Raw genomic sequence first — 21,336 nt, 5'->3', positions numbered from 1 at the left:
TTTATTTAATATGTTGAGTGGCGCTTAATTAAAAAATTAAGCGCTTATTTCTGAATAAACGGCTTGGTAAAAATAAATAAGTGAATCGGATTTTCTGATTGATAACGGGTGTAGTGAGCGAGTGGTACGCCTGTTGATATAGAGACCAGTTGAACCTGTGTCGGAGCATCGCTGTCTTTACTCCATTGATGAAGTTCGCAAACTGAATCGACAGTCACGGCAGAACCGATCACGACGCCTCCCGGTTTTATTGCTGACCAACAGAAATCTAAAATGGTGTGCATGTTGCCGCGGCTTCCACCAATAAAAATACTGTCTGGCTGAGGCAAGGTGTCGAGCTGCATTGGGGCTTTATCTCGAATCAGTTGTACGTTGTCGGTACCGTGCGCTCTAAAGTTAGCCTCGACCGACTCATAACATTCTTGGTTTGATTCAATGGTGAAGACTTGTCCTTGATAGCACTGTTTAGCGGCTTCTATCGCAATAGAACCTGAGCCTGTGCCTATATCCCACACCACAGATCTTGGTTGAATACGCATACTTGCTAACGCTAAGTGACGAACGGGCTGTTTGGTAATTAAGCCGCGCTTAGGCATGCGCTTCATGAAGTCATCATCGTTGGCGTATTGGCCCAATTCACCCCACGCATGAGGTAGCGTTCGGTGCAGTACCATTACATTGAGCGTAGAGAAGTCGTCGGAACTTTTTAGTGCGAGGTCTTCGAGAGTCCACTGGCTTATCTTTTCGTCGGTGCCACCTAAGTTCTCACATACCCAAGCCGTCCAACCTTGTTGATTAAATTCGACTAAGTGTTTCGCAATACGAGCTGGGTTGTTTTGAACATCGGTTAGCAAGCAGTAGCTAGTTCCCCATTGCATTTGGCTTGCGATACCTTTAATGCCATCGTAATGCTGCTTTCTTCCATGTAGTGAAATTGCTTTGGTTTCTTGCCATGCAATGCCGACTCGGCTGCAAGCGAGTTGCATTGAACAAGGGGAGGGAATAAAGCGCACTTCATCATTAGGCAGTTTTTTTAACAACGATTCGCCGATGCCAAAGAACAATGGGTCGCCAGAAGCTAATACGACGACGCCGCCTTCCTCGCATTCATCAAGCAACTTAGCGAACCAAGATTGATAGCCTTCTTTCATCGATAAGCGTTGACCTTTGAATTGGGGAAACCAATCCAATAGTCGGTCGTTACCTGCAACAACGCGTGCAGATTCAACTGCATTAACAGCTCGACTGGTTAGGCTTAAACACCCATCTTCGGGTACTCCGACTACCGTGATAGCCGATTGATAGCAATCGATAATCTGAGAGTGAGTACTTACATTATTCATTTTACTGACTCAGCAAGTAGGGCGTGAATAGTCGATACCACTAACGGGCTGCCACCTTTACGGCCTAGGCTGGCAATGTAAGGCACTGTGTTTTGTTCGGTTAATGCTTGCTTCGATTCATCTGCTTTTACGAAACCAACAGGAATGCCAATGATCAATGCAGGTTTTGCTTCGCCTGCTTCTATCATGCGCAATAGCTCAAGTAATGCGGTAGGCGCATTGCCTACACCTATGATAGAGCCGTCGAGTAGGTCGTTATCGCGGGCATAACGCATTGAGTGAATAGCACGTGTTTCTCCTGTCTCTTTGGCCGTGCTAATGACGTCTGGATGGCTAATGAAGCACTGTGCTTTATTGCCGTAAGCGTTGAGGCGAGTTTGGTTTAAACCTGTCACGATCATGCTGACATCGGTAATGATGTTGGCACCGTTTTTTAAAGCGGTAATGGCAGACTCAATCGCGTTGTCGCTGAATTGATATAATTTAGCGTATTCAAAATCACCCGTAGTATGAATGGCACGACGAACCACATTCCATTCACCTTGATTGAAGTTATGTCCCCCATGGAGAGTTTCTATTTCTTCATCGATGATAGAGAAAGAGTTACTTTCAATTTGACGGCCTTGCTTGGTCATTTGACGCATATCGTTAGTCATGGAGTTTTCCTTGTTCATGCTTATTCATCATGAAAGTGAGTGTTGGTATCACTTCCTTTTGAGCAGAGATGTTCTGCTAATAGATCGCCGTTAAAATCGATCAATTTGAATTCAATGCTGACGTGATGTTTGACATACACAGCAGCGTGCTCTGCAGCTTGTTTGCAGAGCAAGGTAAGAAAGTCGTAATTGGGAATCTCTTGGCCCGGTTGGGCTTCTTTCCATGTATCGAGTACGTGGCGGCCTGTGTTGGCTTGGCTAACAGCTTCGGCAAACTCACTCGATGCACCCGATTGAATGGCGAGGTCGGCCAGCAATGAAAAGTCGATAGCTTTACCGGATACGTGAGTCATCATGTGCCCAGCGACCATCTTGCCGAGTTTGCCTATCATGGCGACGACGGTGATTTTGCTCACTTGATAACGTTTTGCTGCGCGCAGTCCGACCCCAACAAAATCACCCGCTTGGATAAAACACATCGAGTCATAACTTGGTAGCATGGCCATCGCTGACTTTTCGGTTCGAGATCCTGTCGTGAGAACCAAGTGGTTTTGGCCATTTTGTTTCGCTATTTGTACCGATTGACGCACTGATGCTGAAAACGCTGAAGTGGAGTAGGGTTTTACCGTTCCGCGTGTCCCGAGAATGGAAATACCACCGATTAAACCGAGTCTTGGCCCAATGGTTTCCTTGGCTCGCTCTTCTCCATCTGGGACGCAAATTTCCAGTGATATACCGACGTGTTTTTTCTGTTGACTGGTCGCTTGGTTCCATTCCAAAGTCACCATATCGAGAATGTTTTTTCGAGGAACGGGATTAATCGCCGCCTGACCGACGGGAAGTTCTAATCCGGGTAGAGTCACACGAGCTACGCCAACACCCCCATCGATGTGAAAACCGGGCTCTGAATGCCAGCGGGCAATACTCTGAATATGGGCTTCGTGGGTACAATCAGGATCGTCCCCTGCATCTTTAACAATGCTGGCGGTCACCGCATCGTTGGATGTTTGGATAAACGCAACCTTAAACGTAGCGGGCTCACCATTAGGTAGAGTGATGGAGATATAGTCAGGCTTTTGTCCGGTTAATAGTGTTTGAACTGCCGCTCTGCTTGCTGCAGCTGCGCACGCTCCGGTGGTAAACCCACTGCGGAGATCGGACTTATTTTTGGATCGTTTAACTTTTGTGACCACAGTATTCTTCATCTACGTTTTAGGTATTGACGAATACAGAGCGTTCCCTTGTTAGACAAGGTATGGATGGTGTTGAGTTTTCCCGCTCGATATTCATGTGTGTCCAGGTATTCTGACTTACGATGTTGAGGTTCTCATTGCGCTTTACTCCTTCCCAAGTCGTGTGACTCAGTGGCTTGTAAAGGGCTCATCGCTTACAGCTGCGGGTACAGTTCAGGAGTTACACCTGATTCCCTGATGTGACGTTATACTTCGATATCTATCCTGAGGATTTCTCCGTTGTTTGGTGTTTCTATTATTTGCTTTGGTGTCCCTAAACTGGCTAATGTTTTTATCCAGTCGCCATGTCCGAGCAGCAAAATAGGGTTCTCATTGTTGTGGTGACGAGAAACTCGTTGGATCCACTGAATCGCCATTGTTCTTCGTTGCTGTTCTGAATCGAACTCACTGAGCTCCATTTGAGAAATGACGGGCACTTTCAGGTAGCGTGCGATGGTTTTAGCACTGGAAATCGCACGGCCTAATTGACTGGTGTAAATAGCATTGAGGGTCAATGATTTTTGAGTTGCAAGATAACGACCGACGTTATGCATCTGTCGTTTGCCTTTCATTGTCAGAGGGCTATCCAGTTGATTCTGTGCTTTGCCTATTCGATTCCATTCGGTTTCGCCATGACGAATCGCAATGATGGTGAAGCGTTCAGCTTTCATTACTTTTCTCCATCAAAATGGAAACAATGAATAGTGCGCCAAATGCGGTGGTGACAACACCAAGAGGCAGTTCTTGAGGAGCAACTAAGGTTCTCGCCAAAATATCACTTAATAGCATAAGCAAAGCCCCAATCAGCCCTGAAGTGATGAGTAATTTTTTGTGTAATGGGCCGATGATTTTCTTCGCGATATGAGGAACCATCAAGCCAATAAATCCGACAACTCCGATGATAGAAACAAAACATGCCGTTGCAAAAGCGCAGACAATAAAGACACCGCTTTGCAGGCGTTTTGTGTCTACGCCCATGGTTTGTGCTACGTCGTCTCCTGCAAGTAAACAATCTAACTGGCGATGTTTTAATATACCTAGGGCTATCAAGGCGATAAGTCCAGCAAGCACAATTAGCACATTGTCCCAGCGTGCGTTTCCTAGGCCTCCTAGCGACCAAAATAGAATCGAATGGGCAGCGCGTTGATCACCATGGAAGACCAAGAAGTTAGTCAAGGCTGTAAATAAAAATGAAATAGCCAACCCGGCTAAAACAATTTGAGAAGACGCTTGCCCATCCACTTTTCTGACTAGAAATAGCACTGCCGAAGCCGAGATTATTCCACCGATAAAAGCGGCGAGTGGAAGTGTCCAAATGCCGATAGCGCTGCCGATGACTGTAATCACAAAGACTGCTCCAGTTGCGGCACCGGATGACAATCCAAAAATGAAAGGGTCGGCAAGATCGTTTTTTGTCACGGTTTGTAATAACGCCCCAACAATACCTAACCCAGCACCGCAAATAATAGCGATGATTGTTCTAGGTAAGCGCAGGTGCAGTACCACTTGATCTATCGGTGAGTCGATCTGTTGACTCATCGCCGCTGAAAAAATCGTAGCGACTTGTGCAAAAGATAGCTGAACGCTGCCTAAACTCAGAGAAAACATCGCTAAGAGGGCAAAAACAGAACTGAATACGCAGGTGTTCAGTGCGGTTCGGTTCAGGTTAGTACTAAGACTTGTCATGGATTTCTTGGATGCGCTGTGCCAATTTTTCAATTGCAGCTATGTTTGCTGGCCCGGGAGTAATTTCCTCATAACGCAGAGGAAGATATTGGGTGGTCTTTACCGCTGTGGTCAGCTTCATCGCTGGGTGCTGTTCCAAAAAGGCTTGCATGCCTTTAGCGCCTGTCCCATTTTGATAATCGAGAAGAATAATGACATCAGGGTTATGCATCGCAACTGACTCCCATGATGTGGTTCCCCAGCTGATATCCAGATCTTTCATTACATTGGCGCCACCTGCCGCTTCTATCATGGCGCTCACTGTCGCGTACTTTCCTGCTGTGAATGGTTTCTCTTCCCCTGAATCATACAGAAAGACTTTAAGAGGGGTTTGATTCTGGGTTTGCTGTTGAATCAATATTAATTGCTCTCTCCAAGTGGAGATAAGAGTTTGAGCTCTGTCTTGCTGACCGAATAAAGTCGCAAGGCGTGTCACGTCATCAAACATCTGTTCCATGTTAGCTGGCTGCTTATCTTTACGGATATGGCTGCAACTCTCATTAAGAATCAGAGTATTGATACCAAACTCTTTCAGAGAATCAGGCGTGACTGAGCCGCCCAACCGCATACCGTAATTCCATCCTGCAAAGAAAACATCAGGGTTGGCATTAACTAACACCTCTAAAGAAGGATATTTCGGTGCGAGCTCCGGAATGCTGCCCTGGAGGCGATTAAATTCAGGGGTCGTTTTGTAGTACCCGCTAATACCGGTCACTCCGATCATATTCTCTTCAAGCCCGAGAGAAAATGCCATCTCAGACATATTGATATCGTGAGTGATTAAGGTTTTCGGCGCTTTATCTAAGGTAAGTGTAGAGTCGCAGTTTTCTACCGTAATTTGGGCTTGTGCGGACACGGTAAGTAATAAAGTTAATGCTGATAGTTTTTTCATGAAAGCTCCTGTCCTTGGTCGAGTTCAATGTCGAAAAATTTGCTTGTTTTCTGTGTGCGCTTATTGGTCGTGCTGATTAAATCGACTTCAAAGATCGGCTTAAGTTGATTGTGAGTTAGTAGTTCTTCTACCTTTCCTTTCGCGACTACCTGGCCGTGTTCCAAAATCGCAATGTGCGTCGCGAACTTGGCCGCAAGGGAAATATCATGCAGTGAGCAAATCAGTGTTTTTTCTTGCTCTTTCAATAGTGATAAAACTTCCCCTTGAGCACATGGATCTAGATGGTTTAGAGGCTCATCCAACACCAGAAACTCGGCGTTCTGACATAAAGATCGTGCAATATGCGCTCGCTGCTTCTGGCCGCCTGAGAGCTGTCCCATTCTTCGTTCGAGGAAAGTATCGATCTTTAGTGCTTTGCTCATTTGGTCAAGTGAAAAGCTAGAAGTGGCTTGATTGGAAGCGGTTAGTTGAATGTACTCTCTTAGTGTTAAACGACCATCCACTTGACTGTGTTGTGGAAGGTAACTGATTTGTTTGGCTCTTTGCTGGCAAGTTAACTTACTTAGCGGCAATTGGTTTATGACGACTTCGCCTTTGAAGGGAAGTAAATTAACCAGTGCCTTTAATAACGTGGTTTTTCCGGAACCATTGCGTCCAATGACTACCCAGCGCTCACCTTGATTAATTTTCAGATCGAGTGGGTGCAGTCGTTGAGTGTTTTGTTGTTGAACTGAAAGTTTGTGGCAAAGAAGCATGAGTTACTGAGAATGGTTTGTTTTTAACAAGTGCTATTACATTAAAATTTAAACGTTTGCGTAACATTGATCTCAGCACGTAAAATCCCCACTATTATCAAAATAATCTATAAGTTAACGCTTGTGCTACGTGAAAGGGTTCGGGTTTATTAGTGAAAGAATAGAAGAATAGAAGAATAGAAGAATAGAAGAATAGAAGAATAGAAGAATAGAAAGAAAAAAGCCTCTGAGAACAGAGGCTTTTAAAATTACGTTTCAGCTAAGCGTGTTGCGTAATGCTTACAGGCCTGCGAAGTCCGCAAGGATAGCTGCTTTGTCAGTTGCTTCCCAAGGGAACTCTTCGCGACCGAAGTGGCCGTATGCAGCAGTCTGCTTGTAGATAGGTTGAAGAAGGTTGAGCATCTCTTGAAGACCGTATGGACGTAGGTCGAAGTTTTGACGAACTGCTTCAATGATGATTTCGTGCGCTACTTTCTCAGTACCAAACGTTTCAACCATGATAGATGTTGGATCTGCAACACCGATAGCGTAAGACAGTTGAATCTCACAACGGTCAGCCATGCCAGCAGCAACGATGTTTTTCGCAACGTAACGAGCTGCGTAAGCTGCAGAACGGTCAACTTTTGATGGATCTTTACCAGAGAATGCACCGCCACCGTGACGAGCTGCGCCGCCGTAGGTATCAACGATGATCTTACGACCTGTTAGACCACAGTCACCCATTGGGCCACCGATTACGAAACGGCCTGTTGGGTTGATGAAGAAGTTAGTGTCTTTGTTGATCCACTCAGCAGGAAGTACTGGCTTGATGATTTCTTCCATTACCGCTTCACGTAGGTCAGGTGTTGTTACTGAATCACAGTGTTGAGTTGAAAGAACAACAGCGTCGATACCAACGATCTTACCTTGGTCGTATTGGAACGTTACTTGAGATTTCGCATCTGGGCGAAGGAAGTCAAGCTTGCCGCTCTTACGTACTTCAGCTTGCTTCTTAACAAGAAGGTGAGAGTAAGTAATTGGAGCTGGCATTAGGATTGGTGTTTCGTTAGTCGCGTAACCAAACATGATACCTTGGTCGCCTGCGCCTTGATCTTTAGGATCGGCTTTATCAACACCTTGGTTGATGTCTGGAGACTGCTTACCAATTGTGTTTAGTACTGCACAAGAGTCAGCGTCAAAGCCCATATCAGAATGAACGTAACCAATTTCACGAACTGTTTCACGAGTGATTTCTTCGATATCAACCCATGCAGACGTGGTTACTTCACCGCCAACCATAACCATGCCGGTTTTTACGTAAGTCTCACAAGCAACACGTGCTTTTGGATCTTGTTCAATGATGGCATCAAGAACAGCATCTGAGATTTGGTCTGCAATTTTATCTGGATGGCCTTCTGAAACAGATTCAGAAGTGAATAGGTGCTTAGCCATGAGAGCTCCACTTTTAGTTTAGTTTTTAGTTGCAAATAGTTAAATGCAAATAATTTATGCCGTCGCAATCGAGGAAGCGCCGCCATTCAACACAGTATATTTTGTAGGTGTTTCTACATCTAGACGGCTATTTTAAATTCCAACGGTCGAATTACAAGCTCTTTTTTAGGATATGTCATAACTAAACGTTTGCGTATTGGTAGGGGGAAGCCATTGTTAAGTGGTGTAAATGATCGAAAATTGCGGAAAATGACCGTTAAAGTGCCAGTAAAACGTTTGCAGTCGCTATAGTCGTTTGAGAGAATACCCGCGCTAATAAAAATGAAAACTTTAGCATCTATCTCTTTTTTAAATCGCTTATGTATCCAGGAGCAGACATGCCTTCTCGTAAAGATCTAGCCAATGCAATCCGCGCACTTAGCATGGACGGTGTTCAACAAGCAAATTCAGGCCACCCAGGCGCACCTATGGGTATGGCTGACATCGCTGAAGTTCTTTGGCGTGGTCACTTGAACCATAACCCATCAAACCCAGAGTGGGCTGACCGTGACCGTTTTATCCTGTCTAACGGTCATGGTTCTATGCTGATTTACTCTCTGCTTCACTTAGCAGGTTACGAGCTTTCAATTGAAGACCTAAAAAACTTCCGTCAACTGCACTCTAAGACTCCAGGTCACCCAGAGTACGGTTACGCTCCTGGTATCGAGACAACGACTGGTCCTCTGGGTCAAGGCATCACCAACGCTGTTGGTATGGCGATGGCTGAAAAATCATTGGCTGCACAGTTCAACAAAGAAGGCCACGACATCGTCGATCACTTCACTTATGCGTTCATGGGTGATGGTTGTTTGATGGAAGGTATTTCTCACGAAGCATGTTCTCTAGCGGGTACGCTAGGTCTTGGTAAGCTGGTTGCTTTCTGGGATGACAACGGCATCTCTATCGATGGCGAAGTTGAAGGTTGGTTCTCTGACGATACACCTAAGCGTTTTGAAGCTTACGGCTGGCACGTAATCCCAGCAGTTGATGGTCACGATGCTGACGCAATCAATGCGGCTATCGAAGCGGCTAAAGCGGATCCTCGTCCAACACTTATCTGTACTAAGACTATTATCGGTTTTGGTTCACCAAATAAAGCGGGTACGCACGACTGTCACGGTGCTCCACTAGGTGCTGATGAAATCACAGCAACTAAAGCGGCACTTGGTTGGGAACACGGTCCTTTCGAAATTCCAGCTGATATCGCAGCTGAGTGGAATGCGAAAGAAGCAGGCGCAGCGAAAGAAGCAGCGTGGAATGCTAAGTTTGACGCATACGCAGCGGCTCACCCTGAGCTAGCAGCTGAATTCAAACGTCGTACTAATGGCGATCTTCCAGCTGAGTGGGAAGAGAAAGCAAACGCAATCATTGCTGATCTTCAAGCTAACCCAGCAAACATCGCATCACGTAAAGCATCTCAAAATGCTCTAGAAGCATTCGGTGCTATGCTGCCTGAATTCATGGGCGGCTCTGCTGACCTTGCGCCTTCTAACCTGACTATGTGGTCTGGTTCTAAGTCGCTTGAAGCGAACGACTTCTCAGGTAACTACATCCACTACGGTGTACGTGAATTCGGTATGACTGCAATCATGAACGGTATCGCTCTGCACGGTGGTTTCGTACCATACGGCGCAACGTTCCTAATGTTCATGGAATACGCACGTAACGCAATGCGTATGGCTGCTCTGATGAAAGTTCAGAACATTCAAGTTTACACGCATGACTCTATCGGTCTTGGCGAAGATGGTCCTACTCACCAACCGGTTGAGCAGATCGCTTCTCTACGTCTGACTCCAAACATGAGCACATGGCGCCCATGTGACCAAGTTGAGTCTGCTGTTGCTTGGAAACTAGCAATCGAACGCAAAGATGGTCCTTCTGCACTTATCTTCTCTCGTCAAAACCTTGCACAGCAAGATCGTGACGCTGAGCAAGTAGCAAACATCGCTAAGGGTGGTTACATTCTGAAAGATTGTGAAGGCAAACCAGAGCTTATCCTTATCGCTACAGGTTCTGAAGTTGAGCTAGCGGTTAGCGCTGCTGCTGAACTAACAGCTGAAGGCAAGAAAGTACGCGTAGTATCTATGCCTGCTACTGACGCGTTCGATAAGCAAGACGCCGAGTACCGTGAGTCTGTACTTCCATCTGACGTTACAGCACGTATCGCAGTAGAAGCTGGTATCGCTGACTTCTGGTACAAATACGTTGGTTTCGGTGGCAAGATCATCGGCATGACAACGTTCGGCGAATCTGCACCAGCAGGCGAGCTATTCAAGATGTTCGGTTTCACTACTGAAAACGTAGTAAACACTGCAAAAGAGCTTCTTGCTTAATCATTCGTTGTAACGCGAATAGAAAAAAACCGAGCCACTGGCTCGGTTTTTTATTTGGCTTTCAGAAACATGAGTTACTCGAATTCATTTCCCCAATTATCAAGTTCTCTAGTCCCACAGACCTTACATTCAACGTAACGATCCATGTTGTAGTAATGACCACCATTGATAATTGAATTAGCAAACAGCTTTATTCTTCCTAACAAAGTTTTGTCGGTATCATAGCTGCTTGTTTGGCGAACAAGAACTTCACTATGTGGCGTTTCTTTATTGCACGTTTTACAAAAATGAGTCGCTGGAAATCCAGACATAACCTTTTCCTTTGGTTGAGAAAACTAGGTTAGAAATAGCCGTAGAATTAGGTCAGACTCATTTAGATATCATTGCATAATAGCTATTACATTCGCTAGATTTATAAATTCATTTTGTCGAGGTATGTCGCTTAATTGATTTAGTGAGGAAATGTTACCTACTCCTGCACTCAGTACTTGTTTAGGTATTTAGCAATAGAGTTAACTGTGCACAAAGTCATTTGTAACGAACCGCTTACATTGCGGAGTTTGAGCGCATTTCGTTATTAATATTCTTGAAAGATATAACGAAGTAAGAGAATGTTGGCGCGTTGTTTTCATATGAAAGGTCTAGCATGACAAACAAAGTAATCTTGGTGGTCGATGATAGTCAGGACATTCTTGATGCTCTTAGTGAATATCTGGAACGTTCAAGCTTTACGGTTATCACAGCTCTTGAAGGCAATGAGATGTGGAAGAAGCTTGAAACTGTCACTCCAGATCTCATTATTTTAGACATCATGCTACCTGGAGATGATGGTTTGACCTTGTGCCAGAAACTACGTCTTCAATCTCAAGTTCCCATTATTATGCTCACCGCAGTAACCGACGATGCTGATCGAATCGCAGGATTAGAAATTGGAGCCGATGACTATATTACTAAGTCATTTAACCCGCGAGAGCTATTAGCCAGAATTAAAGCTTTATTGAGGCGTTCCACGTTTAGCCATAGCCAAGGTGAACGGACTCTGAAATTCATGGATTGGACTTTTGACACTCTTAAACGACAACTGAAACATGAAGATGGAGAGGTGGTATCTCTTTCTAGTGCTGACTATAACTTGCTTACGCTCATGTTGGATTCCCCCAACCAATTATTAAGCAGAAATGATATTGCTCAAGCTCTTTGGGGGAGGGATGCGGAACCACTAGAAAGAGGCATTGATGTACAAATTAGCCGGTTAAGGAAGCAATTAAGAGACGATGACCGTAACACGATTATGACGGTAAGGCATCGCGGCTATATGTTAGTGATCGATTCACATATCAATCGTATTAAATTTTGAAAAAAAACATACACCAGTCAATGGTTGCGCGTATCACCCTGTCTACGTTCACGGTTATTCTCATGGCTGAAATACTGGCAGGTGCGGTATGGTTTACGGCAACATCAGCATCAAAAAAAGAGTCAGCTAGCCACGCCATGACAGCTATATCATCAGCTGCAGCAGATACTATTAATTACTTCTCTGGCTTACCCATTAATTACCGTCACTTGGTGTTGGAACAGCTACGAAATATAGGAGGAACAAGGTTTTTCATATCCATAAATAACCATAAACTTCCTATCACTTCTTTATCTGATTACTCATTGGTTCCTCAGATGGAAGTACAAGCGTCTGAACTTCTGAATCAGCAACTTAGAGACTCCCGCAAAGTGCATGTCACTTTGACTAAGCGAGAAGATTTACGGGTGTTTAACTCTGGTATAAAGCTTCATGAACTTCCTGCATTGTGGAAAGACTACAGTTTAGTATTAGGAAAACTGGATCTCCCAATTGCTGTTATTCAGGTGGAGTTTTCAGATAATGAATGGCTCTATTTAGCCACCGTTCTACCGCTGTCTTTTGATAGTCTGACCGATAATTTCATTGATAGCAGACAAGTCATATTTCTCCTTATTGTTACCTTCATGCTTATGGGGGTTTCTTATGTTGTCTTACAGAAGGAAATTCGTCCTTTTCGTTCTTTAGCACGCTCTGCCACTCTTATGGGGTCGCAAATGCAGATTGAAGAAATCAAAGAAGAAGGCAGCTCAGAAACCAGAGCTGCTATTCATGCTTTCAACAAAATGAACCGTCGAATCAAATCGTATTTGCGGGATAGAGATATGTTTTTTAATGCGATATCCCATGATATTAAAACACCATTAGCCTGTTTAAAGTTACGAACTGAAATGATGGATGATGAGCAAACAAAGTTAAGGTTTGAAAAGCTATTGAACGAAGTCGATATGATGTTGAACGGGGCTTTGCAATATATGCGAGAGAATGACATCCACGAAGAGTTAGAGTGGATTGATATTAACGATATCCTTGAACAATGCGCGGCTGTTCATAACAAAAATGGAGTATGCGTAAGCCTGATAGATCTGCCAAGGATTGAGCTTTATGGCAAGCCACTAGCAATCAAACGTTGTTTATTCAACTTAGTTGATAATGGCGTTAAATATGGAAATACGGTCGACATCAGTATGTTTTCTCACTCTGATTCTATTCAAATCGTGCTGCGTGATGCAGGAAAAGGAATCAAAGAAGATATGTTAGAAAAAGTCTTTGAACCTTACTTTAGAGACAATGATACAGGCATTGAAGGTTCAGGTTTGGGACTAGCAATTGCTCGTAGTATCGCAAGGGCACACGGTGGGGACGTTCAGTTATCTAATTCACCAGAAGGTGGGCTTGAGGTGGACATTATTTTGGTGAATGCCCTATGAAAAAATGGTTACTGTTAAGTCTTTTGTTATCGACGAACCCCGCGTTTTCTTCCCCCTCTGTTGAAATGCTGCATTGGTGGACGGCTGCTGGAGAAGAAAAAGCGTGGTCGGTCATCGAGAAGTAATTTGAATCTCTGCCTTATACATTAAAAAGTGAACCAATCAGTGGCGGTGGTGGTGCACCTGCCAAAGCGATTCTTCAAGCCAGAGCTATTGCCGGGTATTCCCCTGATATTGCTCTTATGGAAGGTCCGGCTATTCAGTCATGGGCGGCGTTAGGTTTTTTAAATGATGTCAATGAAGTCGCAGAATCGCAGAGGTGGGATCAGTCGCTGTATCCTGATATTAAAGCCATTCACCAATATGACGGGAACTTTGTCGCCATACCTTTGAATATCCATCGATTAAATTGGATGTGGATAAATAAAAAGGTACTAAATCAGCATCAACTTTCATCACCTCAGACGTGGGACTCGTTACTGTTAGCATTAACTACGCTGAAAAGTAAGGGGGTTAATCCTTTGGCTTTGGGAGAAGACTCTTGGCAAATTGTGCAAGTTTTTGAAAATATTGCATTCGGAGTAGGTGGGGCAAATTATTATCGACAGGCATTTGTGGATTTAGACCCTGACGCATTAAATAGCGATAAAACACTTGAGGCGCTTAAGCGCTTCCGCTCTCTGGCTAATATTGTCGGTAGTGATTTACCGAGTATTAGTTGGGATCAGGGGACAAAATCTTTGCTTGAAGGGGAGTTTGCCTTTCAATTTACAGGTGATTGGGCTCTGGGAGAGATGTTTATTAGTGCAGAAGGTGAAATTCCAGATTACATAGAATGTCGAGCGTTCCCTTCTACGGAAAAAGGTTTTATCTACAATGTTGATAGCTTGGCATTTTTTACAAAAGTAACGGGTGAAGATCATAATATGGTATCGGTAATGACCTCGTTATCTTCTCCCCAATTTCTTTTAGACTTCAGTAAAAAGAAAGGTTCAATACCTGCTCAAGCAAATATACCTGTGAATGAATTATCACGATGCCAACAGCAATCTTATCAAGATTACATTCATGCGAGTTCTGAAGGTACAGCTATGCCAAGCTTGACCGATTCAATGGCTGTTAACCCTGTTCTTCAGAATGCGGTATCCAACGAGTTATATCGCTACTTTATGGACTCTTCCATTTCAGCGGAAACACTTATTGGACACCTACATGCTATTAATAATGAGGTGTTTCGTTAGCTTCTTGTTCTTCTTTTGACTTTAAATGTCTAGCTAGAAATTACTATGTACCTTCGACATTTTCCAGCCTAGGTCTATTGTAAAAAACGAGTTACAAACTACTTGCTATTTGTAACCTTGAGATTCAATTAGCTTGATAAAGTTCGTTGGTATTCTAACGATATTAAAGGACTTTATTATGCTAGATAGTTTTAAAAGCGGCTTATCTAAGCTTTCCTTAATTGGTAAAGCATTGATGTTGCCCATATCTATATTACCCGCAGCGGGGTTATTACTTGCCTTCGGTGCTAAGCTCGACATCCCCCTAATGATGCGTGCTGGTGGCGTTATATTTGATAACTTAGCCTTACTGTTTGCGGTAGGAGCCGCGGTTGGTTTGACTAAGGAGTCAGGGATTGCCGCTTTAGCCGCGATTGTCGCCATGGTCGTGATGAATGCGACAATGGGGGTGGCGCTCGGCATTACACCTGAGATGGCGATGGGAGGTGGCCGTTATGCAATGGTGATGGGTATTCCTTCATTGCAAACAGGTGTCTTTGGCGGACTCATTGCAGGTATCCTCGCAGCCGTTATGTATCAACGTTTCTATGATACTAAGCTGCCTGATTTCCTTGGTTTCTTTGCCGGTAAACGCTTTGTACCGATTGTGACTGCGTTTTCTGCATTCCTAATTGGTTTAGTTTTACCCCATATTTGGTCATATATTCAATCAGGTATTGATGCGCTATCGCATATGGCGAATGGCGGAAACATGTACGTATCAACTTTCATCTACGGATTTATGGAGCGCGCTTTAATTCCAGTTGGTCTCCATCATATTTTTTATAGCCCTTATTGGTTTTCTTTCGGTGAGTACACAACTGCCGCGGGGACCATTGTAAATGGCGATCATACCATTTGGTTTAAAATGCTTGAAGATGGAGTAAAAACGTTCTCAACCAGTGAATACCAAGAAGCAGGAAAATTCCTATCGGGTAATTTTGCTATCTACATGTTTGCTTTCCCTGCTGCATGTTTAGCTATGTATCATGAAGCGAATGATAAAAATAAAAAAATTGCAGCAGGTATTTTAGGCTCTGCTGCTCTTACTTCGTTTGTTACAGGTATAACAGAACCCGTTGAATTTGCTTTTATCTTTGTCGCACCTTTACTTTATGTTTTTTCTGCAATCATGGCAGGGGTGTCTTACGCGGTGACTTATGCGTTGGATGTTCATATTGGTAAAACCTTCTCAGCCGGCATTATTGATTTCGTGTCTTTTGGTGTTCTTCCCGCGATGGATGGGTTCAAAACTAACTGGATCAATGTGATTCTTTGGGGGCTAACTATGGCCGCTATTTATTACACGGTTTTCCGTTTTGCTATTCGAAAGTTCAATTTGAAAACAGTAGGACGTGAGGATACTCAAAGTAAGGCGATCATTTTGGACAATGAAGATTTAGCTAGTGAAATCACAATCTTGATTGGTGGTGCCGCTAACATTACTTCGATAGGAGCATGTATTACGAGATTGCGTTTACAGATTAAAGATCAGGCTCATGTGAATGAGCAAGGAATCAAAGACCTAGGTGCTATGGGGGTCATAAAAGTAGGTTCAAGTGGCCTGCAAATTATTTTGGGCTCAAGAGCTCAATTTGTGGCTGATCTTATGAGTGAAAGAACTGGTGAGTCACCAAGTGCACTATCAACTAACCCAAGTTAAAAGCACGGGCTACTTCCGATAACGCTGATGGCAACAAGCTTGTTGTCTCTTATACATAAATAGTAACGCTATCAACGTTATAGTTGGTGGCGTCTTTTTATATTTAAAGTTTTAAAGTTTTGAAGTTATGACAGCTTTAGTATTCAACTAATGCGCTTTGAGTAGGATTCAGTTATCATCTGTTGCACGAAATTTTGGTTAGATGTACGGAACTATGCTAAAAGTCGCGATAAACGGATTTGGACGAATAGGGCGTAATGTATTGCGCGCTGTCTATGAAAGTGGCAAAAGCCAACAAATCAAAGTAGTAGCGGTCAATGAGCTTGCTCAGCCTGACGCTATGGCTCACCTATTGCAGTATGACACCAGTCACGGCCGCTTCGGCAAGAAAATCTCTAATGATCAAGAGCACATTTATGTTCATCATGGCATTGGTGCTGAAGATAAAGGCGAGTTTGATACCATTCGTATCTTACACCTGGCTGATATTGAACTGTTGCCTTGGCGTGATCTTGAAGTCGATATTGTTCTCGATTGTACCGGTGTTTACGGTTGCCGAGATGATGGCCTAGCGCACATCGCTGCTGGAGCTAAAAAGGTACTGTTTTCACACCCTGGTGCTAACGACCTTGATAACACCATTATCTATGGTGTAAATCACGATACTATCGAAGCTGACCACCGAATCGTTTCCAATGGTTCATGCACCACTAACTGTATTGTCCCTATCATTAAAGTACTTGATGATGCCTTTGGTATTGAGTCAGGTACCATTACGACCATTCACTCTTCAATGAATGATCAGCAAGTTATTGATGCATACCATAGCGACTTGCGTCGTACTCGAGCAGCAAGCCAATCTATCATTCCTGTCGACACTAAATTGCATAAAGGTATTGAAAGAATCTTCCCGAAATTTTCTAACAAGTTCGAAGCGATATCTGTGCGTGTGCCGACGGTAAACGTCACTGCGATGGATTTAAGTGTCACAATTAATACAAATGTGAAAGTTAATGACGTAAATCAAACCATTGTTAATGCTTCCCAGTGTACATTACACAATATAGTTGACTATACTGAAGCGCCGCTCGTTTCCATCGACTTTAATCACGATCCCCATAGCGCAATCGTTGATGGTTCACAAACTCGAGTGAGCAATGGCACCTTAGTGAAAATGCTGGTGTGGTGTGACAATGAATGGGGCTTTGCGAACCGAATGCTGGATACGGTTCTTGCAATGCAAGCTTCAGAAGGCAAGAAGTAAGACCTAGAAGCAAATGTGTGGATTATTTATTTTTTAGCTTGAAATAAATACTAAGTGTCCACATATTATTAGCAGTTAAAGCATTACCAGTTGAATAATTTATAGGCTTAGCAGGGTTGCTGAGTTTCCAAAACTTTATTTTTATTTAAATTTGAGAGGACAAATCATGTCTGTGATCAAGATGACTGACCTGGAACTTGCAGGTAAACGCGTATTCATCCGTGCTGACCTAAACGTACCAGTAAAAGACGGTAAAGTAACTTCAGATGCACGTATCCTAGCATCTCTACCAACTATCAAACTTTGCCTAGAAGCTGGCGCAAAAGTTATGGTTACTTCTCACCTTGGTCGTCCTACTGAAGGCGAGTACAACGAAGAGTTCTCTCTAGCTCCTGTAGTTAACTACCTAAACGACGCACTAGACTGTGACGTTAAACTAGCGAAAGATTACGTAAATGGTCTTGAGCTAAACGCTGGTGAACTAACTGTTCTTGAAAACGTTCGCTTTAACAAAGGCGAGAAGAAGAACGAAGAAGCTCTTTCTAAGCAATACGCTGCACTATGTGACATCTTCGTAATGGATGCATTCGGTACAGCTCACCGTGCTCAAGCGTCTACACACGGTGTGGGTACTTACGCTCCTGTAGCATGTGCTGGTCCTCTTCTAGCTGCTGAGCTTGAAGCGCTTGGTAAAGCAATGGACAACCCAGCTCGCCCACTAGTGGCTATCGTTGGTGGTTCTAAAGTTTCTACTAAACTAACCGTTCTAGAATCTCTTTCTAAAATCGCTGACCAACTTGTTGTTGGTGGTGGTATCGCGAACACGTTCATCGCTGCTGAAGGCCACAACGTAGGTAAGTCTCTATACGAAGCTGACCTAGTTGAAACGGCTCAGAAACTAATGAAAGAGTGTGCTATCCCTGTAGCGACTGACGTTGCATGTGCTAAAGCATTCGACGAAAACGCAGAAGCTGAAATTAAGCACGTTTCTGAAGTTCAAGACGACGACATGATCTTCGACCTTGGCCCTGATTCAACTGCAGCTCTAGCTGAAATCATCGGCAACGCGAAAACTATTCTTTGGAACGGCCCTGTAGGCGTATTCGAATTCAAAAACTTCGAAGCGGGTACTGCTGGTATCTCTAAAGCAATCGCTGACTCTGAAGGTTTCTCAGTAGCAGGCGGTGGTGACACGCTAGCGGCTATCGACAAGTTCGGTATCAAAGCAGATGTTTCTTACATCTCTACTGGTGGCGGTGCTTTCCTTGAGTTTGTTGAAGGTAAAGTACTTCCTGCAGTAGCAATGCTTGAAGAGCGTGCTAAAGCGTAATTGATTTAGAAAGGCGAGATACGAATCTCGCCTTTTAACGTTTGCTGCATATCACACTTATTTGCTAGAATAGCGGAAGTTGTGAGCAAACGATTGCAAATTTTTAAACTTAAGTTTTTTATCTTAAAACGAATAGAATAAATAGGACTATTTCCATGTCTAAGATCTTCGATTTTGTAAAACCTGGTGTAATTTCTGGCGATGACGTACAGAAAGTATTTGAAGTAGCAAAAGAAAACAAATTTGCTCTTCCTGCAGTAAACGTTGTTGGTACTGACTCTATTAACGCAGTACTAGAAGCGGCTGCTAAAGTTAAGTCTCCAGTTGTTGTTCAGTTCTCTAACGGCGGCGCTGCATTCTTCGCAGGTAAAGGCGTTAAACTTGAAGGTCAAGGCGCACAAGTTCTTGGTGCTGTAGCTGGTGCAAAATACGTACACGCTGTCGCTGAGTCTTACGGTGTTCCAGTTATCCTGCATACTGACCACGCTGCTAAGAAACTTCTACCATGGATCGACGGTCTACTAGACGCTGGTGAAGAGTTCTTCGCACAAACTGGTAAGCCTCTATTCTCTTCTCACATGCTAGACCTTTCTGAAGAGTCTCTAGAAGAGAACATCGAAACATGTGCTACTTACCTAGCTCGCATGGCTAAAATGGACATGACAATCGAGATCGAACTTGGTTGTACTGGTGGTGAAGAAGACGGCGTTGATAACTCTGATATGGACGCATCTGAGCTTTACACTTCTCCAGAAGACGTAGCATACGCATACGAGAAGCTAATGGCTGTTAGCCCACGTTTCACTATCGCTGCATCTTTCGGTAACGTACACGGTGTTTACCAAGCTGGTAACGTTGTACTTACTCCAACTATCCTACGTGACTCTCAAGCATACTGTGCAGAGAAGTTCGGTATTGCACCTAACGCTCTAAACTTCGTATTCCACGGTGGTTCTGGTTCTTCTGAAGCAGAAATCCAAGAGTCTATCGGCTACGGTGTTATCAAAATGAACATCGATACTGATACACAGTGGGCAACTTGGGATGGTATCCGTCAGTACTCTGCTGATAACTTCGATTTCCTACAAGGTCAAATCGGTAACCCAACTGGCGAAGCTGCGCCAAACAAGAAGTACTACGATCCACGCGTATGGCTACGTGCTGCTCAGTCTTCAATGGTTACTCGTCTTGAGAAAGCATTCGCTGACCTTAACGCTGTAGACGTACTATAATTCTTTGAATTAAGTACTCTTTAAGTTTTAAAAACCCGCTCATTGAGCGGGTTTTTTTATGTCTGATAAAAACTTGTATTAAATATGTGAAAAACCTAGCCTACGGTGAATAAATTTCGTAGTCTTTTAGTTATCGGTATTTGCGTTTATTGGTAAGTTTTATTAATTCAAAAGCTTACATAAATATGACTTTGCAATCGGTCAAAGATAGGATATCGTGCCGAAAAACTGGACCTGGTTCAGTTTATAAAAAGGACTTGGCTTTAATTTACTTTTAACACAGTGACTTAACAGGAGTTAAACTGTTTATTATTGTAAAAGTAAGTTTGGCTTAAGACAGTTTAGCTCATAGCATATTATATAGAGGATGCACATTATGGCTGATAGTTCGACAGCGCTTGAGACTCCAATTGTGGATGGTTTATCTCAGGCCGAGCAGTGGTTAACAAATAATTCAGATCTATTTATCCAATACGGTGTAAACATTATCTCTGCACTGATAATTCTATTTATTGGTAACTTGATTGTTAAAGCAGTCGCGAATAGCGTATCTAAGGTTCTTGAGAAGAAGAAGATGGACCGAGCTGTTGTGGAATTTATCCACGGTTTAGTTCGTTACTTATTGTTTGTTATTGTTCTTATCGCTGCACTTGGTCGTTTAGGCGTTCAAACTGCATCTGTAGTTGCTGTTATTGGTGCGGCTGGTTTAGCCGTTGGTCTTGCGCTGCAAGGCTCACTATCTAACTTTGCAGCGGGTGTACTTATCGTTGCATTCCGTCCATTCAAGTCTGGTGACTACGTGGAAATTGGTGGTGTAGCGGGTTCAGTTGATTCAATTCAGATCTTCCAAACTGTTTTAACAACACCAGACAACAAAATGGTTGTAGTACCTAACGGAAGCGTTATCGGTAGCCCAATCACTAACTATTCTCGTCATGCGACGCGCCGTATTGATCTAATGATTGGTGTTTCTTACAACGCTGATCTTCAGAAGACAAAAGCGCTACTGACTAAGATCTGTGAATCTGATGAGCGCGTATTGAAAGATCCAGGTGTTCAAGTAGGTGTTCACACGCTAGCTGATTCTTCAGTTAATTTTGTTGTTCGTCCATGGGTTAGTACTGCTGACTACTGGAATGTTTATTTCGACCTTATGCAAGCTATCAAAGAAGGCTTGGATAACGAAGGTATCGAAATCCCATTCCCGCAAATGGATGTACACATGAATAAAGTTGAAGCTTAATTTCTAGTTAGTTTTTATAGCTATAAGCTTTTATAAGGAAAGGCGGATAACTTAGGTTATTCGCCTTTTTTGTTGGATGTGTCCCGTCCTGAAATGTGTTTACACATTGAGGACGAATTATGACTACTTCA

At 43.5% G+C, this 21,336-nt stretch carries 19 protein-coding genes and 1 riboswitch; of the genes, 10 read left to right on the top strand and 9 right to left on the bottom strand.

Translation table 11 applies throughout. The features are described from left to right. Window positions 1-44: 44 nt before the first annotated feature. From ACED53_RS16630 to metK, 8 genes are all read right to left on the bottom strand, one after another. Complete coding sequence (locus tag ACED53_RS16630) at window positions 45-1,343, bottom strand: bifunctional cobalt-precorrin-7 (C(5))-methyltransferase/cobalt-precorrin-6B (C(15))-methyltransferase (RefSeq protein WP_017097276.1); 1,299 nt, start codon at window positions 1,341-1,343, stop codon at window positions 45-47. Next, window positions 1,340-1,999 carry a precorrin-8X methylmutase gene (locus ACED53_RS16625; protein ID WP_017097277.1) on the bottom strand — a complete coding sequence of 220 codons (660 nt, stop codon included), beginning with the start codon at window positions 1,997-1,999 and terminating at the stop codon, window positions 1,340-1,342. The genes ACED53_RS16630 and ACED53_RS16625 overlap by 4 nt, the downstream gene beginning before the upstream one ends. Before the next feature lie 20 nt (window positions 2,000-2,019). Further along, complete coding sequence (locus ACED53_RS16620; RefSeq protein ID WP_017097278.1) at window positions 2,020-3,204, bottom strand: cobalt-precorrin-5B (C(1))-methyltransferase; 1,185 nt, start codon at window positions 3,202-3,204, stop codon at window positions 2,020-2,022. Between the two features lie 93 nt (window positions 3,205-3,297). Then, window positions 3,298-3,428, bottom strand: a riboswitch (cobalamin riboswitch). 9 nt (window positions 3,429-3,437) lie between these two features. Continuing rightward, a complete protein-coding gene (locus ACED53_RS16615; protein WP_012604813.1) occupies window positions 3,438-3,902 on the bottom strand; it encodes a phosphoglycerate mutase family protein in 465 nt (154 codons plus the stop codon). After that, window positions 3,892-4,917, bottom strand: a complete 1,026-nt coding sequence (locus ACED53_RS16610) for an iron ABC transporter permease (protein WP_050546540.1) — start codon at window positions 4,915-4,917, stop codon at window positions 3,892-3,894. Before ACED53_RS16610 ends, ACED53_RS16615 begins: the two co-directional genes overlap by 11 nt. Continuing rightward, entirely contained in the window at window positions 4,904-5,848 is a 945-nt protein-coding gene (locus ACED53_RS16605) for an ABC transporter substrate-binding protein (RefSeq protein WP_017097280.1), read from the bottom strand. Before ACED53_RS16605 ends, ACED53_RS16610 begins: the two co-directional genes overlap by 14 nt. Beyond that, complete coding sequence (locus tag ACED53_RS16600) at window positions 5,845-6,603, bottom strand: ABC transporter ATP-binding protein (protein ID WP_017097281.1); 759 nt, start codon at window positions 6,601-6,603, stop codon at window positions 5,845-5,847. Before ACED53_RS16600 ends, ACED53_RS16605 begins: the two co-directional genes overlap by 4 nt. A 279-nt stretch (window positions 6,604-6,882) precedes the next feature. After that, window positions 6,883-8,034: a methionine adenosyltransferase gene (gene metK, locus ACED53_RS16595; RefSeq protein ID WP_009847676.1), complete on the bottom strand. Its 1,152-nt coding sequence runs from the start codon at window positions 8,032-8,034 to the stop codon at window positions 6,883-6,885. Window positions 8,035-8,411: 377 nt separating this feature from the next. On the opposite strand from metK, the gene tkt reads away from it, so the two are divergent. Further along, window positions 8,412-10,406 (top strand): transketolase, encoded by a 1,995-nt coding sequence (gene tkt / locus ACED53_RS16590; protein WP_029223847.1) that lies wholly within the window; start codon window positions 8,412-8,414, stop codon window positions 10,404-10,406. Window positions 10,407-10,480: 74 nt separating this feature from the next. Here the strand turns inward: tkt and ACED53_RS16585 are convergent, their stop codons facing one another. Continuing rightward, window positions 10,481-10,717: a hypothetical protein gene (locus ACED53_RS16585; protein ID WP_012604808.1), complete on the bottom strand. Its 237-nt coding sequence runs from the start codon at window positions 10,715-10,717 to the stop codon at window positions 10,481-10,483. Window positions 10,718-11,052: 335 nt separating this feature from the next. Here ACED53_RS16585 and ACED53_RS16580 point away from each other — a divergent pair, with 335 nt between their 5' ends. From ACED53_RS16580 to mscS, 9 genes are all read left to right on the top strand, one after another. Continuing rightward, the gene (locus ACED53_RS16580) at window positions 11,053-11,763 is read left to right on the top strand and encodes a response regulator (RefSeq protein ID WP_029222972.1); all 711 of its coding nucleotides are present in this window, start codon (window positions 11,053-11,055) and stop codon (window positions 11,761-11,763) included. Continuing rightward, entirely contained in the window at window positions 11,760-13,193 is a 1,434-nt protein-coding gene (locus ACED53_RS16575; RefSeq protein WP_017100737.1) for an ATP-binding protein, read from the top strand. The genes ACED53_RS16580 and ACED53_RS16575 overlap by 4 nt, the downstream gene beginning before the upstream one ends. Next, on the top strand, window positions 13,190-13,318 hold the full coding sequence (locus tag ACED53_RS16570; RefSeq protein WP_277814443.1) for a hypothetical protein: 129 nt from the start codon (window positions 13,190-13,192) through the stop codon (window positions 13,316-13,318). The genes ACED53_RS16575 and ACED53_RS16570 overlap by 4 nt, the downstream gene beginning before the upstream one ends. 9 nt (window positions 13,319-13,327) lie before the next feature. Beyond that, complete coding sequence (locus tag ACED53_RS16565) at window positions 13,328-14,434, top strand: ABC transporter substrate-binding protein (RefSeq protein ID WP_371715272.1); 1,107 nt, start codon at window positions 13,328-13,330, stop codon at window positions 14,432-14,434. A 178-nt stretch (window positions 14,435-14,612) separates the two neighbouring features. Beyond that, window positions 14,613-16,136: a PTS transporter subunit EIIC gene (locus ACED53_RS16560; protein WP_029225452.1), complete on the top strand. Its 1,524-nt coding sequence runs from the start codon at window positions 14,613-14,615 to the stop codon at window positions 16,134-16,136. A gap of 214 nt (window positions 16,137-16,350) precedes the next feature. Next, the gene (gene epd / locus ACED53_RS16555; RefSeq protein WP_029222970.1) at window positions 16,351-17,400 is read left to right on the top strand and encodes an erythrose-4-phosphate dehydrogenase; all 1,050 of its coding nucleotides are present in this window, start codon (window positions 16,351-16,353) and stop codon (window positions 17,398-17,400) included. Window positions 17,401-17,566: 166 nt separating this feature from the next. Further along, on the top strand, window positions 17,567-18,730 hold the full coding sequence (locus ACED53_RS16550; RefSeq protein WP_009847672.1) for a phosphoglycerate kinase: 1,164 nt from the start codon (window positions 17,567-17,569) through the stop codon (window positions 18,728-18,730). A gap of 155 nt (window positions 18,731-18,885) precedes the next feature. Beyond that, window positions 18,886-19,962 (top strand): class II fructose-bisphosphate aldolase, encoded by a 1,077-nt coding sequence (gene fbaA, locus ACED53_RS16545; RefSeq protein ID WP_009847671.1) that lies wholly within the window; start codon window positions 18,886-18,888, stop codon window positions 19,960-19,962. Window positions 19,963-20,338: 376 nt separating this feature from the next. Next, complete coding sequence (mscS, locus tag ACED53_RS16540; RefSeq protein WP_009847670.1) at window positions 20,339-21,205, top strand: small-conductance mechanosensitive channel MscS; 867 nt, start codon at window positions 20,339-20,341, stop codon at window positions 21,203-21,205. Window positions 21,206-21,336 lie beyond the last annotated feature (131 nt).

This window comes from Vibrio sp. 1F169, from assembly GCF_041439605.1.
Classification (GTDB): domain Bacteria; phylum Pseudomonadota; class Gammaproteobacteria; order Enterobacterales; family Vibrionaceae; genus Vibrio; species Vibrio tasmaniensis_A.
This window is presented reverse-complemented; position numbering and strand designations above follow the sequence as displayed.

Excerpts from the sequence above, each read along its gene's own strand:
- ACED53_RS16630 (WP_017097276.1), bottom strand. The coding sequence starts at position 1,343 with ATGAATAATGTAAGTACTCACTCTCAGATTATCGATTGCTATCAATCG.
- ACED53_RS16625 (WP_017097277.1), bottom strand. The coding sequence starts at position 1,999 with ATGACTAACGATATGCGTCAAATGACCAAGCAAGGCCGTCAAATTGAA.
- ACED53_RS16620 (WP_017097278.1), bottom strand. The coding sequence starts at position 3,204 with ATGAAGAATACTGTGGTCACAAAAGTTAAACGATCCAAAAATAAGTCC.
- ACED53_RS16615 (WP_012604813.1), bottom strand. The coding sequence starts at position 3,902 with ATGAAAGCTGAACGCTTCACCATCATTGCGATTCGTCATGGCGAAACC.
- ACED53_RS16610 (WP_050546540.1), bottom strand. The coding sequence starts at position 4,917 with ATGACAAGTCTTAGTACTAACCTGAACCGAACCGCACTGAACACCTGC.
- ACED53_RS16605 (WP_017097280.1), bottom strand. The coding sequence starts at position 5,848 with ATGAAAAAACTATCAGCATTAACTTTATTACTTACCGTGTCCGCACAA.
- ACED53_RS16600 (WP_017097281.1), bottom strand. The coding sequence starts at position 6,603 with ATGCTTCTTTGCCACAAACTTTCAGTTCAACAACAAAACACTCAACGA.
- metK (WP_009847676.1), bottom strand. The coding sequence starts at position 8,034 with ATGGCTAAGCACCTATTCACTTCTGAATCTGTTTCAGAAGGCCATCCA.
- tkt (WP_029223847.1), top strand. The coding sequence starts at position 8,412 with ATGCCTTCTCGTAAAGATCTAGCCAATGCAATCCGCGCACTTAGCATG.
- ACED53_RS16585 (WP_012604808.1), bottom strand. The coding sequence starts at position 10,717 with ATGTCTGGATTTCCAGCGACTCATTTTTGTAAAACGTGCAATAAAGAA.
- ACED53_RS16580 (WP_029222972.1), top strand. The coding sequence starts at position 11,053 with ATGACAAACAAAGTAATCTTGGTGGTCGATGATAGTCAGGACATTCTT.
- ACED53_RS16570 (WP_277814443.1), top strand. The coding sequence starts at position 13,190 with ATGAAAAAATGGTTACTGTTAAGTCTTTTGTTATCGACGAACCCCGCG.
- ACED53_RS16560 (WP_029225452.1), top strand. The coding sequence starts at position 14,613 with ATGCTAGATAGTTTTAAAAGCGGCTTATCTAAGCTTTCCTTAATTGGT.
- epd (WP_029222970.1), top strand. The coding sequence starts at position 16,351 with ATGCTAAAAGTCGCGATAAACGGATTTGGACGAATAGGGCGTAATGTA.
- ACED53_RS16550 (WP_009847672.1), top strand. The coding sequence starts at position 17,567 with ATGTCTGTGATCAAGATGACTGACCTGGAACTTGCAGGTAAACGCGTA.
- fbaA (WP_009847671.1), top strand. The coding sequence starts at position 18,886 with ATGTCTAAGATCTTCGATTTTGTAAAACCTGGTGTAATTTCTGGCGAT.
- mscS (WP_009847670.1), top strand. The coding sequence starts at position 20,339 with ATGGCTGATAGTTCGACAGCGCTTGAGACTCCAATTGTGGATGGTTTA.